The sequence below is a fragment of the Dehalococcoidia bacterium genome, from assembly GCA_021295915.1.
GTDB lineage: Bacteria > Chloroflexota > Dehalococcoidia > Lucifugimonadales > UBA1123 > VXRN01.
On record JAGWBK010000009.1, the window covers coordinates 35,195 to 49,481 of the forward strand.

The 14,287-nt window shown below is 58.5% G+C and carries 13 protein-coding genes; 5 read left to right on the forward strand and 8 right to left on the reverse strand.

Annotated features, from left to right (window positions below; genetic code table 11):
- Positions 1-25: 25 nt before the first annotated feature.
- Both J4G14_04460 and J4G14_04465 read right to left on the reverse strand, forming a co-directional pair.
- Positions 26-1,609 (reverse strand): D-aminoacylase, encoded by a 1,584-nt coding sequence (locus J4G14_04460; GenBank protein ID MCE2457046.1) that lies wholly within the window; start codon positions 1,607-1,609, stop codon positions 26-28.
- A gap of 144 nt (positions 1,610-1,753) precedes the next feature.
- Positions 1,754-3,064 carry a hypothetical protein gene (locus tag J4G14_04465; GenBank protein ID MCE2457047.1) on the reverse strand — a complete coding sequence of 437 codons (1,311 nt, stop codon included), beginning with the start codon at positions 3,062-3,064 and terminating at the stop codon, positions 1,754-1,756.
- A gap of 180 nt (positions 3,065-3,244) precedes the next feature.
- On the opposite strand from J4G14_04465, the gene J4G14_04470 reads away from it, so the two are divergent.
- Positions 3,245-4,420 carry a mandelate racemase/muconate lactonizing enzyme family protein gene (locus J4G14_04470; GenBank protein ID MCE2457048.1) on the forward strand — a complete coding sequence of 392 codons (1,176 nt, stop codon included), beginning with the start codon at positions 3,245-3,247 and terminating at the stop codon, positions 4,418-4,420.
- 212 nt (positions 4,421-4,632) lie between these two features.
- Here the strand turns inward: J4G14_04470 and J4G14_04475 are convergent, their stop codons facing one another.
- From J4G14_04475 to J4G14_04485, 3 genes are all read right to left on the reverse strand, one after another.
- Positions 4,633-6,081 carry a hypothetical protein gene (locus tag J4G14_04475; protein MCE2457049.1) on the reverse strand — a complete coding sequence of 483 codons (1,449 nt, stop codon included), beginning with the start codon at positions 6,079-6,081 and terminating at the stop codon, positions 4,633-4,635.
- Positions 6,082-6,181: 100 nt separating this feature from the next.
- A complete protein-coding gene (locus tag J4G14_04480; GenBank protein ID MCE2457050.1) occupies positions 6,182-7,138 on the reverse strand; it encodes a D-2-hydroxyacid dehydrogenase family protein in 957 nt (318 codons plus the stop codon).
- Positions 7,139-7,186: 48 nt separating this feature from the next.
- Positions 7,187-7,789 carry an N-acetyltransferase gene (locus J4G14_04485; protein MCE2457051.1) on the reverse strand — a complete coding sequence of 201 codons (603 nt, stop codon included), beginning with the start codon at positions 7,787-7,789 and terminating at the stop codon, positions 7,187-7,189.
- A gap of 59 nt (positions 7,790-7,848) precedes the next feature.
- On the opposite strand from J4G14_04485, the gene J4G14_04490 reads away from it, so the two are divergent.
- Positions 7,849-8,298, forward strand: coding sequence for a VOC family protein (locus J4G14_04490; protein MCE2457052.1), 450 nt, complete (start codon positions 7,849-7,851; stop codon positions 8,296-8,298).
- On the opposite strand, the gene J4G14_04495 is transcribed toward J4G14_04490, so the two are convergent.
- Positions 8,287-9,276 carry a phosphotransacetylase family protein gene (locus tag J4G14_04495; GenBank protein MCE2457053.1) on the reverse strand — a complete coding sequence of 330 codons (990 nt, stop codon included), beginning with the start codon at positions 9,274-9,276 and terminating at the stop codon, positions 8,287-8,289. The two genes, J4G14_04490 and J4G14_04495, sit on opposite strands and share 12 nt — an antisense overlap.
- Before the next feature lie 177 nt (positions 9,277-9,453).
- Here J4G14_04495 and J4G14_04500 point away from each other — a divergent pair, with 177 nt between their 5' ends.
- Genes J4G14_04500 through J4G14_04510 form a run of 3 tightly spaced genes read left to right on the forward strand, consistent with a single transcriptional unit; the run spans position 9,454 to position 12,370 of the window.
- Positions 9,454-10,014: a cytochrome c-type biogenesis protein CcmH gene (locus J4G14_04500; protein MCE2457054.1), complete on the forward strand. Its 561-nt coding sequence runs from the start codon at positions 9,454-9,456 to the stop codon at positions 10,012-10,014.
- Positions 10,011-11,999 (forward strand): heme lyase CcmF/NrfE family subunit, encoded by a 1,989-nt coding sequence (locus J4G14_04505; protein ID MCE2457055.1) that lies wholly within the window; start codon positions 10,011-10,013, stop codon positions 11,997-11,999. Before J4G14_04500 ends, J4G14_04505 begins: the two co-directional genes overlap by 4 nt.
- A gap of 5 nt (positions 12,000-12,004) precedes the next feature.
- Positions 12,005-12,370: a hypothetical protein gene (locus J4G14_04510; protein MCE2457056.1), complete on the forward strand. Its 366-nt coding sequence runs from the start codon at positions 12,005-12,007 to the stop codon at positions 12,368-12,370.
- Positions 12,371-12,397: 27 nt separating this feature from the next.
- On the opposite strand, the gene J4G14_04515 is transcribed toward J4G14_04510, so the two are convergent.
- Positions 12,398-13,441, reverse strand: a complete 1,044-nt coding sequence (locus J4G14_04515; protein MCE2457057.1) for an LLM class flavin-dependent oxidoreductase — start codon at positions 13,439-13,441, stop codon at positions 12,398-12,400.
- The gene (locus tag J4G14_04520; GenBank protein MCE2457058.1) at positions 13,438-13,977 is read right to left on the reverse strand and encodes a DinB family protein; all 540 of its coding nucleotides are present in this window, start codon (positions 13,975-13,977) and stop codon (positions 13,438-13,440) included. Before J4G14_04520 ends, J4G14_04515 begins: the two co-directional genes overlap by 4 nt.
- Positions 13,978-14,287 lie beyond the last annotated feature (310 nt).

Genomic DNA, 14,287 nt, shown 5'->3' on the forward strand with positions numbered 1-14,287 from the left:
TAAGAGCAGCAGTCCCCGGGTAACCCTACGGGACTGCTCTACCTGCTAGCACTCCGGTGCATCGTTCGCTGTCGACAGCTACCTGGCCGTTGACCAGCACGAACGGAATACCTGTGGGGAACTGGACTGGATCGTCGTAGGTGGCGTTGTCGATCACGTGCTCGGCGTCGAATACCACGATGTCGGCATACCTGCCACGCTCTATGCGCCCACGGTCAGTCAGGCCGAACCGCTGTGCGGCGTTGTCAGTCATCCGCTGGACGGTCTGTTCCAGGCTTATGACCGGGTGCTTCTTGCGAAGCCTTCCCAGGAATCTCGGGAAGCAGCCGTAGGCACGGGGATGTGGCATCGACCCGATGGGAATTGCGTCGCTGCCGACCATGTAGTCAGGCCGCGAAAGGAACTCCATCGCGTCCCTGCTGATCTGGTCCCATACGCGGACGCTGTCCGGCGGCGCTCCACGGTAGCAGATCTGGCCATCTTCTTCTTCAAGCAGGTCGATCAGGGTGTCGCCAAGGCTGTCGTTGCCACGAAGCGCTGCAACGTCCGGGAGGCTCATGCCTTCGAGGTCCTTGTTCACCTTCATGTATGTGAATACCGCGTCCTCGAGTGTCCTGCGGGGATTGTCTTCGAGTTCCCTTACGAGTCGACTTCTGCGACGGCCGTCTCGCAGGCGGGCCATGATGGCGTCCGGTCCTCCCTCATGGACGTCGGTTGGAAGGAAGCTCAGTGGGAACGAGCTTCCAGTGGGGTAGGGGTACAGTTCGAGAGTGCAGTCGATGCCCTCGGCCTTAGCCTTATCGATCAGCTCCATCTGCTCAGCGACCTGACCAGCGTTGGAAGCTTGTGTCCTGTAGTGTGAGAAGTGGACTTTCACTCCCGACCTGCGTCCTATCTCCAGGGCCTCAGGCACGCCACCGCCGCCGTAGCCGCGGTCGGTATTCACGTCTCGCAAGTGTGTGGTGTAAACACCGCCATACTCGGCGACCACTTCACAGATGGCGACAAGTTCGTCCGTGTCGCTCCATGCATTGGGGTGGTAGGACATTCCTGTTGCGAAGCCGACAGCCCCTTCTTCCATTCCCTGTCGAACGAGATCGAGCGCCATGGCAAGCGCCTCTCCTCTGAGAGGGACGTCCTCGAACCCGACAGCTTCCAAGCGAATCGCTCCGTGTGCGATGTTGTAGGCAGTGTTGATCGAGACCTTTTCATCGTAGTGTGATCGGAACGCAGCCACGCTCGACATGTCCAGGTCTTCGGGCGGCTCACCCAGGATGCCGGACAGGTATCGCCGGTACGTGCGGTAGTTGTCGGCGGACATCGGGGCGTAGCTCAGGCCGTCCTGGCCGAGGATCTCTGTGGTGATACCCTGGCGCAGCCCATTTGCGTGCTGAGGATCTATTAGCAGCACGCCGTCTGAGTGGGCATGCGTATCAATGAATCCAGGTGCTACCGTGAGGCCGGTTGCGTTGACGACGCGCCGGGCTTTTGATGCTGCCAGATCGCCAACGGCGGTAATCCTGTCGCCCCCGATTCCAACGTCGGCTCTGAAGCTTCGTCTGCCGCTTCCATCTACTACGTTCCCACCTGAGATGATTACGTCATACATAGTTGACCTCGAAGGACAATCGCTCCGTCCGAATTCAATCTGCTTTAGAGAAAAGACTCAGGGCATTCCGGCACGTTCGGATCGTACTGACCCTACCTGCCAAAATGCCCTGATGCCGATTACTAGATGGACGTGATCTTGAAACTAAATTCCGCGGTCCATGCCCATGTCAGCGGCTTCTCGCCTGGTCTCAATCGTCTCTTCCAGGTGGTTCCGGAAGTCGTCCCACATCTCGTCGTCTTCAGTGTGACCGTTGCCATTTCCGTTGCCGCCACCGTGGATGTCCATGAGCTTGTTGCGGAACTCGACGAATACCCAGTCTTCTGCGCGCCCCTGAGGCATGTCGAAGAAGTCCCTCTTGAAGCTTGGCAGCTGACCGGGACCGAAGTAGCCCTTGTCAGACAGCTCGTAGCCCTCGAGGTTCTCGGTCCGCTTGCCGAGTATCTCGCCGTCGGTGGCGAGATAGTGCTCCATCACAGGCTTCATGCCGTACTTCTGGATCGGGCAGACCTTCATGCAGATGCCGCAACCCTCGTACCTGGCCATAACTGGCCTGCATCGCTTGAAGACGAGCTTGTTCTTCTCTACGCCCCGGTACCAGACCTTGTCGGGCATCAGCGCGCGGCCTGGGCAGCGGTCCACACAGACCTTGCACTCCTGGCAGAACTGGTGGATTCCGTAGTCTACGGGCTGGTCATGGGTAACATTCGCGTCGGTGTAGATGATCTGCAGTCGGGCCCTGGAGCCGAAGTGCGGCGACAGGAGCTGGCCGTTTGCGCCAAGCTGGCCAAGGCCAGCAGCCACGAACATCGGGATCATTGGGCCGTAGTGCCACGTCGGTCCTGACACCTGGATGTTGTAACCGAGCGACCTGATGTACGCGGTCAACTCCATGGTTAGGGGGCCCTGGTTGAAATAGGTGCCGAAGTGAGTATCCTCGGCCTCCATGCTCGGTATGGTCTGGGTCTTGCGGTAGTCCTGCTCAAGTGCGAGGCAGATCGCATTGGGCAGATCGCGCCTCAGCTGAGGCTTTCGGCTGGCGTAGACGTAGTGACCGTCGTTCTTGGTGAACCCCACCTCGCCGTAGCCTAGCTCGTAGGCCTTCTGGCGAATGAGCTGTGTGACGTCCTCGCCGGTTGGCGTCGCGGTTGGTTCCAGCTCGCCGCTGGTCCTGACCCATTCGACAATCGGGTCCATTTCCTTCTGGTGCTCTTCGAAGAACTCTACAGACTCAGGCGTGTACTCTTCGCGCTGCACCCTGGCCCAGTCGACGGATGCGCTCTCTTCGATGGCCATGTTCTCCAGGGGGTACTCTCTGCTAAAGAAAGTTACGTCCTTGTCCCTGGTAGGAATCCCCGGCGTAGTCACCAAGTCTTCCGGTACGGGGATGGTGTATGTAGCGTGCCCCACTTTTCTGCCTGGACGCTCTACGATATGACTTACTGCTTTAGCCACAACAATCCCCTCCTTACAGAGACGTCTCGCGCATGTTGCGCACACTATGAGCCATGTTTGCTGGCCTGCCGCGTAATCTATCAGAAAGTTTCCGTATACGCAAAGGTAATTCAGAACTTCGGTTTCATCATTAATCCGGTACAATTCAACCCCAAAATACGACACTTGGAGATACGTCATATGAAGATAACAAAAGTGACCCCCTGGATCGTCAGCTTCCCCTGGGAGATGCGGATCGGAGTCGAGCAGGAGAAGGTCGTCAACGACCGGAATCTGGTGCTCGTGCAGGTCGATACGGACGAGGGAATCACGGGATGGGGAGAGATCACCACGTATCCTGGACCGGTAGCAAACCGGGCCGTGGCCGCGATGGTGGGGCAGGTTAGCGAGTTCCTCGAAGGTGAGAGCACCAACCACTTCGAGCGTCTGTGGTCGAAGATCTTTCATTCCTTCACTTATGTCGGTTCAAGGGGTGCTACGACCGCACTCATCAGCGGAATCGACATTGCGCTATGGGACATCCGGGGCAAAGAGCTGGGCCTTCCCATCTACGAATTGCTCGGAGGACCAGTACGGGACAGGATTGCCCTCTACACGCACCCACCTGAGCCTCGAAACGCACCTGATGCCATCGCAGACGCACAGCAGATAATCGACGCTGGTTACGAGGCTTTCAAGTTCGACCCTATGATGAGATTCATTCCTGGCGGCAACGACGGCTTTCTCGACGGGCAGCTCAGCCGGGAGGGCATCGCAACAGCGGATGAGATCGTCGGCGCCGTGCGTGAGGCGATCGGGCCCGACATAGAGATCCTGATCGACGCTCATGGGATGTACAACGTGCCCACGGCTATCGAGCTGGCAAACCGGCTAGGCAAGCACGACATCCACTGGTTCGAAGAGCCCGTACGGGTTGAGAGTTGGCGAGCACTTGAGCAGGTCAGGCGGGAGACTTCGGTGAAGATCTCAGTTGGCGAGCGGCTGCACACACGATGGGAGTTCGTCCCGATCTTTGAGAACAGCCTCGCAGACTTCGTCATGCCTGACGTAACCTGGACCGGCGGTATCACTGAGCTAAAGAAGATCTCGACTATGGCGGAAGCGTACTACGTGCCGGTGTCGCCACACGACGCGAGCGGCCCCATCAACGTCCTGGCCGGCGCCCATGTGATGATGACCACGCCCAACTTTTACAAGCTCGAGACGATGAGGTACGACCTTGGCGCATACGGTGCGTTCATCGAGCCCGGTCTGGACATTCGCAACGGAGACCTGTACGTGCCTGACACCCCTGGCCTTGGCATCGAGATGGACATGGACTATCTGAGGTCACACGTGACCTTCGGAGGGCAGTAGGTTCGAAGAGGGCAAGCGAGGTGACTCGGCTCCAGCAGAAGGCCATCTTCATTCTGTGGTCGGTCTTGCTGCTAGTGCCGCGACTCGTCCATCATCTCGAAGTAAAGGCGGCTGCCGAAGTCCAGATGCGCCCTGTCGTCATCGTGATCATTTACACGCTCGAAACCAGTGAACATCCATCGGAGCCAGAGAGTACACTCGCAGTCCCAGGCCTAATGGTATGTCCATCCTGCTTCGGACTCGACACGTACCTGGGTTGCGGTCAGATAGCCGCCAAAGGAGAGATGGACCGCGTCCCAGTCTTCTGCGACCTTTGACCAGTCCGGCTCGAGTTGTTTAGGGTCTCCTGAGAAGTCCGGAACTTGGCCGGGGCGCCGTTCGTCGTGCTGCGCTGGATACTCAACACAGAGACTGTGCCAGTCATGGGCACTGTAAATCTCAAGGATGCGAGCGGCATCGTCGATGAGCATTCTCCAGACAGCATATGGAGGGCGGCCAAAGGCCGGTCGAAAATCGCCGACCCCGTCACATATTGCCGCCGACATTGGGGATGTGTTACCGACCAGAGTCGATGTGTACAGTCCTCCCTTGGTCTTTTGAGCGTAACGTTCCCATCCGTCGGAGGGCTCTGAGGGCACGACCAGAGTCTTCTCGTCAGGTGGACTGCCATCATGTGATATCCAGATCTGGCTTTCCCTCTTTATAGGCTCGAACCACCAGGACGCACCGTCCTCTCTCATGACTCTGCGCAAGAGCTCGAAGTGGTTGGGCGATTCTCTTTCCAAGTAGGAGAGTCTGTCATTCCTATCAGAATGCCACACATCTACTTCGTCGGAAGCGGCCGAGCAGAGCCAGACCGTCGTTTGCGGTAAGGCCAAGCTCTCCGGACTCATCTCCGACTTTGCCCCGACAGTTGCGAACGCCTTTCCGACTGGTGACAGCATGATTGCTTCGAGTCTCTCGCTGTTCCTGGAGAGGTCGGATCCTTGTCGCCACGCAATTGGTCCCCCATCGCCCATAGCAGGCTTCTTGGTCCCGGACTCTGTCCGCTGAAGGTCCCGGGTCTTTATTCGCTCCTGTCGAGTATTACCTTGAGGGTCTCCGGCGACCCTGAAGAGCCACGACGCGCTCTGGGACGATGCGTCGAGGCTTGCAACGGGGGACCACGCCGCCTGAAGCACTAAGTAGGATGCCTCCTGTGTTGGAACCACAGGGACATCCAGCCTCCACAGGCGTGTATCTGCTGATTCCTCAGATACGACATCGATGCCCTCCGGCTCACTTCTCCCCAGGGCCAACCATTCCAGGATAGGGTCATAATCGGACGGGTTCTCTGTCTCCAGGTCGAACACGCGCATTATGGTGATGGATGTGGGAACCGGCACGCTATGAATCTCGAAAGTGACCAAATCCACACCCTGAATGACGGGCGAGTCATGTGCAGAGGCATCGAATGGTTTTTCTGGGCTTAGGGACTCACGGCGACCCTCGACGATCCAGTCGTAAGCAATCAGAGTTCCGGGCCAGCGTCGGACCGGTTGAGGGACGTTTTCCTGTGCAGTCGTGCGCGAAATGGATACAAACACGTCCGGCGGCCTTATTGAGGGTGTACCCCACTTGAGATCGCCAGGTTCAATCTGCCTAAGAGTGTCGCGGTGCATCTAGTCTGACCTGCTGGCGTGTTACCGGAGTTTGTGGTTCTGTAGCCTAAAGTGTGAATCTCTAGATCTGCACCCAATGGAGTGGGCCTAGTGCGCGATCTCAGATTGGGGATATCACCCGCATCGGGTTTCCGCTGAGGAAAGCCTTGATGTTCTCGACAGCGTCTCCGTAGAAGACGCAGTAAGTCTGGTCGGTTACGTAGCCCATGTGTGGCGTGAGGACGGTGTTTGGAATGGACCGGAGCGGATGGTCTAAGGGCAGCGGCTCGATGTCGAACACGTCGAGCCCTGCTCCTGCAATTGTTCCACTTTGCAGGGCGTCGATAAGGGCTGACTCGTCTACTATTGGACCTCGCGACGTGTTGACCAGGTATGCTGAAGACTTCATCGCTGTGAGCTCTTCTGCCCCAAGCAGGCCACGGGTGCGTCCACTCAGTACTACGTGAATGGTCACGATGTCTGATGACTCCAGCAGCTCCTGCTTCGTCACAAGGGCTGCGCCGAATTCCTCTGTCCGTTCAGCCGTCAGGTTCTGACTCCATGCGATGACGTTCATTCCGAACGCCACTCCGACTGAGGCGACCTGCGAGCCCAGCCTGCCGAGTCCGATTACGCCAAGCGTCTTGCCATGCAGGCCTTCGCCTACGGTCACCTGCCATCGGCCCTCTCGGGTCGCCTTGTCTTCGGTGGGAATCTTTCGCACCAACGCCAGGATCAGGGCCCATGTCAACTCTGCAGTTGGGTAGGGCACTCCATCGGTTCCGCAGACGGTGATGCCGTTGTCCGCAGCCGCTGCGATGTCGATGGATGCGTTTCGCATGCCTGTAGTCACCAATAGCCGCAGGTTAGGAAGACGCTCCAGTAGTGACCTCTGAAACGGCGTACGCTCGCGCATGGCGACCACGACTTCGTACGGAGCTAGACGAGCCACGAGATCGCCCTCTTCCGTCAGATGGTCCTGGAACACATCGACCGAGACGTCGTTTGGGAGAGAGTCCCAGTCGGCCATCTGAAGTGCGACGCTTTGGTAGTCATCCAGAACTGCGACTTTAGTCATTTCTTTGCTCCGTGTCCTGAGAGTCAGGCATTGAGAAACTCGTTGGAGTCACAGCCTGAGACTCGCTAAGCCTGTCGAGATTCTCTCCTGGAATTCGTCAGTATCCCGCATGTTTGGCAATAACACTGGGGTAACTGGCTCTTGCGGGAGCAGTCCCAGTTCCGACTGCCACCATCCAACGTCATGCCAGGTCCCGAACTTGTAGCCGACATTGTAGTAGGTGCCAATCCGGAAGAATCCCATTCCTTCATGCAGACCGACGCTGCCCGCGTTAGGTAGCGTGATGGCTGCGTATGCGTTCCAATAGCCTTGGAAGCGCAGGCAGTTGAAGAGCGACGTGTAGACCGCCGAGCCCACACCGAGTCGCCTGTAATTGGCGTTCACGTACACGGTCACTTCGACCGACCACTGGTATGCTGCCCTTGTCCTGAGGGATCCGGCGTACGCGTAGCCCGCCACTTCGCCGTCGATCTCGCAGACAAGCCATGGCGTCCGTGTCAGTGTGGACCTGATTCGAGACTGGAACTCATCCACTGAAGGGGGATCCAGCTCGAATGAGATGGCCGTTTCCAGCACGATTGATGTATATATCGCCAGCATACCTTCGGCGTCTGCCTCAGTTGCCAGCCTGATTTTGTAGTTTCCATTCATATGTCCGACCCTATGTTACACTCGTATCCAGGTACAAAGTCGATTCGGAGGTGGTTCAGATGGTAACTCCAAAGCAGCTCGGTCATCTCGTCATTAAAGTTAGGGATCTGGAGAAGTCGGAAGAGTTCTACACCAACGTGCTCGGTCTGACGGTCATGAACAAGCGTCCTGGCGTCATGACGTTCATGAGCGCAGACGAGGGCATGTCACATGAGTTGGCACTGGTGCCCGTCGGAGAGGATGCCCCGGGACCGGAGTCGACGAGGGTTGGTCTCTACCACATGGCATGGGAGATGGGCTCGTTCGAGGATCTTAAGCAGCTCTACACCGTCATCAAGGAGAACAACGTCGAGGTGCTGAACGTCGGCGACCACGGTATTTCTTTAGGCGTCTACTTCTGCGACCCGGACGGCAATGAGATCGAGGCCTACTACGAGATGCCCAAGGACGAGTGGCCGGCCGAGGGCGACCTGTTCGAGGGAGCGTTCCCGGGACAACTAGAGGGCTGACCAGACTCGCTGGAGGTCTGCGTGGGCTTCGAGCAGTTCAGCAAACTTCGAAACCTTGGCGGCCGTGTCCATTCTCGCAGACGTAACTACGTCGTTGAGCAGGGACATGGTCGTCAGTGTGTCAGACTCGACAACTACTACCGGTGTCTCCTCTTCCCGAGCCTCGTAGCTGATGTACTCGATCGGGTCGATGCCCCTGGTGAGCAGAAGGCATGCGACAGAGGCGTTCAGGGCAGACATCTGTATGTCAGGGCGGTCGCCACGTACGACAACGGCGTTGTTGGCGTAGAGCCCAAATCTGAGTTCTCCAGAATCGAGGCTCATGCAGCCAACCTGGAAGTGTTCGACCGGGCGGTTCACGTCCCCTTCTTCGACGACGTAGCGGCCATCCAGGCCCGACCTTATCTGCTCCACTGTGATCGATAGCAGGGCGCGGTCTTCGGGAAGCATCCCGACTAGGTCTATCTCAGCCTCATCGAATGACGGCGCGATGCTCCCGGTACTCTCAGTACTCATGTAGCGGGTGACACCGTTTACGAGCACACCTGCCAAACGGTCACCGGAGGCGTCCTTCCAATCTGTAAGATCAGAGGCGTTCAACCCTCGTCGACCCTGAGTGACAAGTAGGATTTGGGCATCCAGCGCTTCCGCGACTGAGGCCACGTCTGCTGCACCGAACTCGGTTGGCAGTTCCACTATGTTCAGCGACGCCCCATTGTCTCCACTCGACATGTCTGTTGCGAGCGCAGAGAGGTCGCCGGTTGATGGGCCGTCGCTCCCGCTTGATCTAGGCCAACCTTCAAGTTCTGGGTTCGAAAGTTGGGCGATCACCTCAGAATCAGGGTCACCTTCCGCGACTGAGAAGGGCTTGTACACGTTTGCCGTACGTCCAGAACGCCTCGCGAGCGTCGCAAGCGCCAGAGATACAGATGTCTTCCCGGCGCCAGCACTATCAGACGCTACGAGTAGGACAGCCATTCTTAACTCCTGATATGAACGTTATGGCGAATTTTCCGTTGGATGCGGAACTGTGCTAGAGACCTGCCCGATTATACTTGCGGCTCGCGGTCAGTGGCTAGTGGCACCGAACTTGGTGAGGTCGTACGCCGCTGGTGCAGCTCTACGTTCTCTTCTTGAGGGGCCGGTCAGCTATAATTGGGTACTGTGAAAAACGTTCTCAACATTGGACTACTGACTGTCCTAACACTTGCTGCCGCACTCTCTACTGCGTGTTTGACTGTCAGCGAGGCAGGAGTCCCTGACATCGAACAGCGGGCCACCGCGTTGAACAAGAGCATCATGTGTCCAGTCTGTCCCGGCGAGTCGATAGACCAGAGCCAGAATTCGCTGTCCATCCAGATGCGCTCGATCGTCCGGGACAAGCTTGGTGAGGGTTGGACGGACAGGCAGATCAAGGACTTCCTGGTGGAGAGATACGGTCCGAGTGTCCTGATGGAACCTCCGACCTCCGGGTTCAATCTTGCGGCCTGGGTAGTCCCTCCGGTTGCATTTGCGCTCGCAATCGCCGCACTGCTGCTGACACTGAAGTGGATGAGAATGAGCGCCGAGGCTGAACGCCAAGCGGAAGAGGACAACGCCAGGGACCGAGGAGACTACGTCTCCAGGATTGAAGACGCTCTGAATTCAGGGGACTCAAGCGAGGCGACATCTGAACGCCGTGCCGATGGTCTACCAGGAAGGAATTCACAACAGTGATCGTAGAAGCCGGCCAGATCGCCCTCGTTCTCGCGTTAATGGCGTCGGTGTACGCCGCAGCGGCATCGATCATCGGCGTATCGAGGCGCTCTTCCGAGCTGCTCGTCAGCGGGAGGTACGCGCTGTACAGTGTGTTGCCTCTGCTTCTCGTGGCCACGGCGGCGCTCGTTTACGCCTTTGTGACCAACGACTTCTCGGTAAAGTACGTTGCTGAAAACAGCAACCTGGCGATGCCGCAGGCGTACACATGGGTCGCGTTCTACGCTGGGAACTCCGGGTCGATGCTGTACATCGCGGTCGTGTTCTCGCTCATGGCGGTCATTGCCGTTGCAGGCATTCGCAAGGCGCTGCCATACACGTCCCCATATGCCACTGGCATCATGTCGCTGGTGCTCGCGTTCCTGCTTGGGGTCATGGTGTTCCTGGCCAACCCCCTTGCGAGACTGGCAATCGTTCCCCTCGATGGTCAGGGGATCAACCCGCTGCTCGTCCACTTTGGGATGTTCATACACCCTCCGTTGCAGATGGCTGGCCTTGTATCGGTAGCGATTCCGTTTTCGATTGCTATTGGGGCGCTATTAGCAAACAGGGGAGGAAACGACGAGTGGGTGGACCAGGGGCGACTGTGGGGTATGGTCTCCTGGGTGATACTAACGGTCGGGCTCATGCTGGGCTCGTGGTGGGCATACACGATCCTCGGCTGGGGAGGGTACTGGGCATGGGACCCGGTCGAAAACTCCGCGCTGATGCCGTGGCTTGCCATGACAGCGTTCGTTCACTCCATCATGGTGCAGAAGCGCAGGGGCATGTTCCGAATGTGGAACATGATAATCATCATTGTAGGCTTCACGATGGCGCAGATGGGAATGTTCATCAACCGCGGGGGTCCCGTGCCGTCAGTGCATTCGTTCGCGCAGTCGACGATGGGCTGGGTGTTCCTGGCGTTCATGATCGTCACCCTGGTCGGCGCGGTGGCGGTGTTCATCTGGAAGTCAGATACGCTACGCAGCCGTGGCCAACTTGAGTCGGCGCTGTCCCGCGAGAGCGTTTTCCTGGCGCAAAACGTGCTCTTCCTGACTGTGGCGTTCGTCACTCTTTGGGGAACGATCTTTCCGATTTTCTCTGAAGCGGCTAACGACACCGTTGTCACGGTGGGCCAGCCATTCTTCAACCGGGTGAATGGGCCGGTGCTTTTGCTCATCGTGCTCATGATGGGTCTGGGGCCGCTCCTTCCATGGCGGAGAGCGACAGTCTCTCACGCGCTGAGACTTGTGCGAGTCCCACTTGCCGGAGGGCTGATCACCGGGGCCGTTCTTCTGGCTATCGGCATAACCCGGCCGGTGGCGCTGGTTGCCTTCATGACGTGTGGGCTCGTGGTGACGGGCATTCTCTACGAGTGGCTGCGGGGCACCCTTGCACGCCACAGAGGGGGCGAAGAATACCCGGTCGCATTTGTGCGGTTGCTGTCCGCCAACAGGCCGAGGTACGGCGGGTACATCGTGCACCTCGCGATCATCATGCTGGCTGCGGGGGCGATAGCTTCGTCGTTCTACAGCGTCCAGCGGGACTTCGCGATGACGACTGGCGACTCTGCTACAGTGGGGGACTATAGCTTCACATTCATCGGCACGAGGCACGCGACATTCGCCGACCGCCAGGAGGACTACGCACGATTCGAGGTGTTCAAGGGAGACAGCTATCTTGGAATCATGGAGGCGCTGCGGGCTGAGTACCCGGCCTTCAGGATCGCATCGACGCAGGGCGCGATCCACAGCACGCCGATCGAGGACTTTTACATCGTGCCGTCGGAGTTCGACCGTGAAGGCCCTGCGATCTTTCGAGTACTGATCAATCCGATGGTGTGGTGGATGTGGGCGTCCGGGCCCATCCTGGTGCTGGGGACGCTGTTCGCGCTGTCACCCAGACGTCGGCTGACTCCGGCTGTCGCACCGTCCAGGACCGGCGCTGGCACTGTGAGGGCCTGAGTCGCGTGCTCGTACTGATCGGTCTCCTGCTGGCTATCGTTCCGGCGCTCTTCATCCTCTGGCCCTTCGTGGTTGGTCTTCGTAGGGACGAATTCGACTACGACGAGGGCGCTCCCCAGGCTGACCTCATGAGGCGCTGGGATGCAGCCGTATCAGGCCTTGCGAGCGCAGAACTTGACCACGGTCTTGGCAACATGACGGACAGCGACTACTCGACGGTGAGAGGACGGATGATGTCCGAGGCCGCTTCCGTCATGCGAGACATGGAACTCACTGCGGACGAAGAAGACCTCATGCTCTCGGCGCTGAGGGAAGAGGTCAGAAGTGTCCGGGCGAGGGTCCAGCCACAGCAGGAAGAGCCTGCACTCTGAAACCTGTTTGGGTCTACCCAGAAACTCTCAGTCGGAACTTTCCATCCCTCTGACCAGGTCCATGGTCAGCCCCAGGGTGTCCAGCTTTTCCTCAGCGTTCGCTCCAGCGAGGCCCAGGCGCAACGTAGTGATACCGGCGTCGTGATAGACTCTCAGGCGTTCCGCAACCATCTCCGGTGTGCCGATCATGTTGGCCTTCATTGCGAGTTCGACGGGGACCCGCTCGCGGGCAGCGTCACGCTCGCGTGCCATCCAGAGCCTCTGGACCTCGTTGACGTCCTCTTCGAATCCCTGTCGCGCAAAGGCGTTCTTGTAGAAATTGTTCCTGAGGGACCCCATCGCGCCGAACGTAAAGCCGTAGCCGCGGGCGTGCCTCTTGCCGGCCTCTTCGACATCGTCAGTGAACTCGACCGACACTGGGATCTGGAGATCGAGGTCAGCCAGACTCCTGCCGGACCGCTCAACGCCGGTCCTGATGTGTTTCAGGAAGACCTCAGCAGTCTCCGGGATGAATGAGCCGCCGACCCAGCCGTCTGCAAGCTCGCCGGTCATTTCCAGGTTGCGAGGCCCAAGAGCCGCGACGTAGATAGGCACATGCACGGGTTCGGAGCTGGACCGGATGGACCGGCCCTCGCCGTCCGGCAGGGGCAGTTGGTACACCTCGCCGTCGTAGGCGACCCTCTCTCCTGAGGTCGCCATTCTCACGATCTCGATGATCTCCCGCGTGCGCTGGACAGGACGTGAGAAGGAGATGCCGTGCCAGCCCTCAATAACCTGCGGGCCACTGGTTCCTAGTCCCAACAAAAACCTGCCGTTAGACAGAGACTGCATCGACATGGCCGTCATGGCAAGGTTCGCTGGAGAGCGGCTGCCGAGTTGGACTATCCCAGTTCCCAATCCAATTTGCGTCGTGCTCGACGACAGGAAGGCCAGGGGAGTGATTGCATCAAATCCCCAGGACTCTCCGGACCAGATCGACACGGCACCGAGTCGTTCGGCCTCGAGAGCGAATGAGACAGCGCTCTCCCAGTCGCCTGGAGCGTCGGTCGTGACGTTGACTGCAATCTTCATGACTGGTTCTCGCTGCTGGGATAGTCCTCGGCCTGCTTGTTCTTCTCTATCTGTCCGGCGTGATCGAGGTCGTGAACCCTCTGGAACAGGTACCAAGCACGGGCGTGCAGTTCGCCGAACATCGGATGGGGGGCAGTTGGCTCGGTTGGCGGCGAAGCAGGGAGCCGTTGAGTCAGCGCCGTCCATGCAATCGAGTCCTCGCGCAGCCGCCTCGTGAGTTCATCGATCGTCTCCGACGTCTCCTCCCGTGGCGGGTCGATTCGCCCTGGGTTGATGGACTCGCCGCGCGATAGAGCTTCGATGGTCTCGGCAACCCTCCCAGAGCTCGTCAGCACGTGGTGAAGCACCTCTGAGATGCTCCACTCATCAGGGTCGAATCTGAATTCCGCCTGCTCCTGGGTAACGCCTTCGACTGCGTCCATTACCGTGATCCGTGCCCGAATGAGTCGCGACCAAAGTTCGGAAAACGTGTATCGCTCGCCCTGCGTTTGGAGATACGAGTGGACTCGCCTGAACTCTTCGGCCTGGGTTGTCATCGCATGTCCCTCCCTGTTTCTGCAACGGTTCGAGGAATGTAACGGAGTGGTGAAAGCAGCGTCAAACCGGCCGGCATGTCGTTGTCCAACCTAGCCACCGGTCGTACTGCGTTGTTATCCTCTGCCCCAGACTTTAGCTGACGGTGGGAATTCATGACCAGTCAACAGGCGCTGGACGGCGTCAACGTCCTGGATCTGAGCGACTCAATTGGCGGCGCGTACTGCACAAAGTTATACCGTTTCAGTCTGAGTATGCCGCATGACGGGAAGGTAGACCCTGGACCGCTTCCTCTATCCAGTCCCATCCGGC

Bases quoted from the DNA above. Each gene is read 5' to 3' on its own strand.
- J4G14_04460 (MCE2457046.1), bottom strand. From the start codon at position 1,609: ATGTATGACGTAATCATCTCAGGTGGGAACGTAGTAGATGGAAGCGGC.
- J4G14_04470 (MCE2457048.1), top strand. From the start codon at position 3,245: ATGAAGATAACAAAAGTGACCCCCTGGATCGTCAGCTTCCCCTGGGAG.
- J4G14_04475 (MCE2457049.1), bottom strand. From the start codon at position 6,081: ATGCACCGCGACACTCTTAGGCAGATTGAACCTGGCGATCTCAAGTGG.
- J4G14_04480 (MCE2457050.1), bottom strand. From the start codon at position 7,138: ATGACTAAAGTCGCAGTTCTGGATGACTACCAAAGCGTCGCACTTCAG.
- J4G14_04485 (MCE2457051.1), bottom strand. From the start codon at position 7,789: ATGAATGGAAACTACAAAATCAGGCTGGCAACTGAGGCAGACGCCGAA.
- J4G14_04490 (MCE2457052.1), top strand. From the start codon at position 7,849: ATGGTAACTCCAAAGCAGCTCGGTCATCTCGTCATTAAAGTTAGGGAT.
- J4G14_04495 (MCE2457053.1), bottom strand. From the start codon at position 9,276: ATGGCTGTCCTACTCGTAGCGTCTGATAGTGCTGGCGCCGGGAAGACA.
- J4G14_04515 (MCE2457057.1), bottom strand. From the start codon at position 13,441: ATGAAGATTGCAGTCAACGTCACGACCGACGCTCCAGGCGACTGGGAG.
- J4G14_04520 (MCE2457058.1), bottom strand. From the start codon at position 13,977: ATGACAACCCAGGCCGAAGAGTTCAGGCGAGTCCACTCGTATCTCCAA.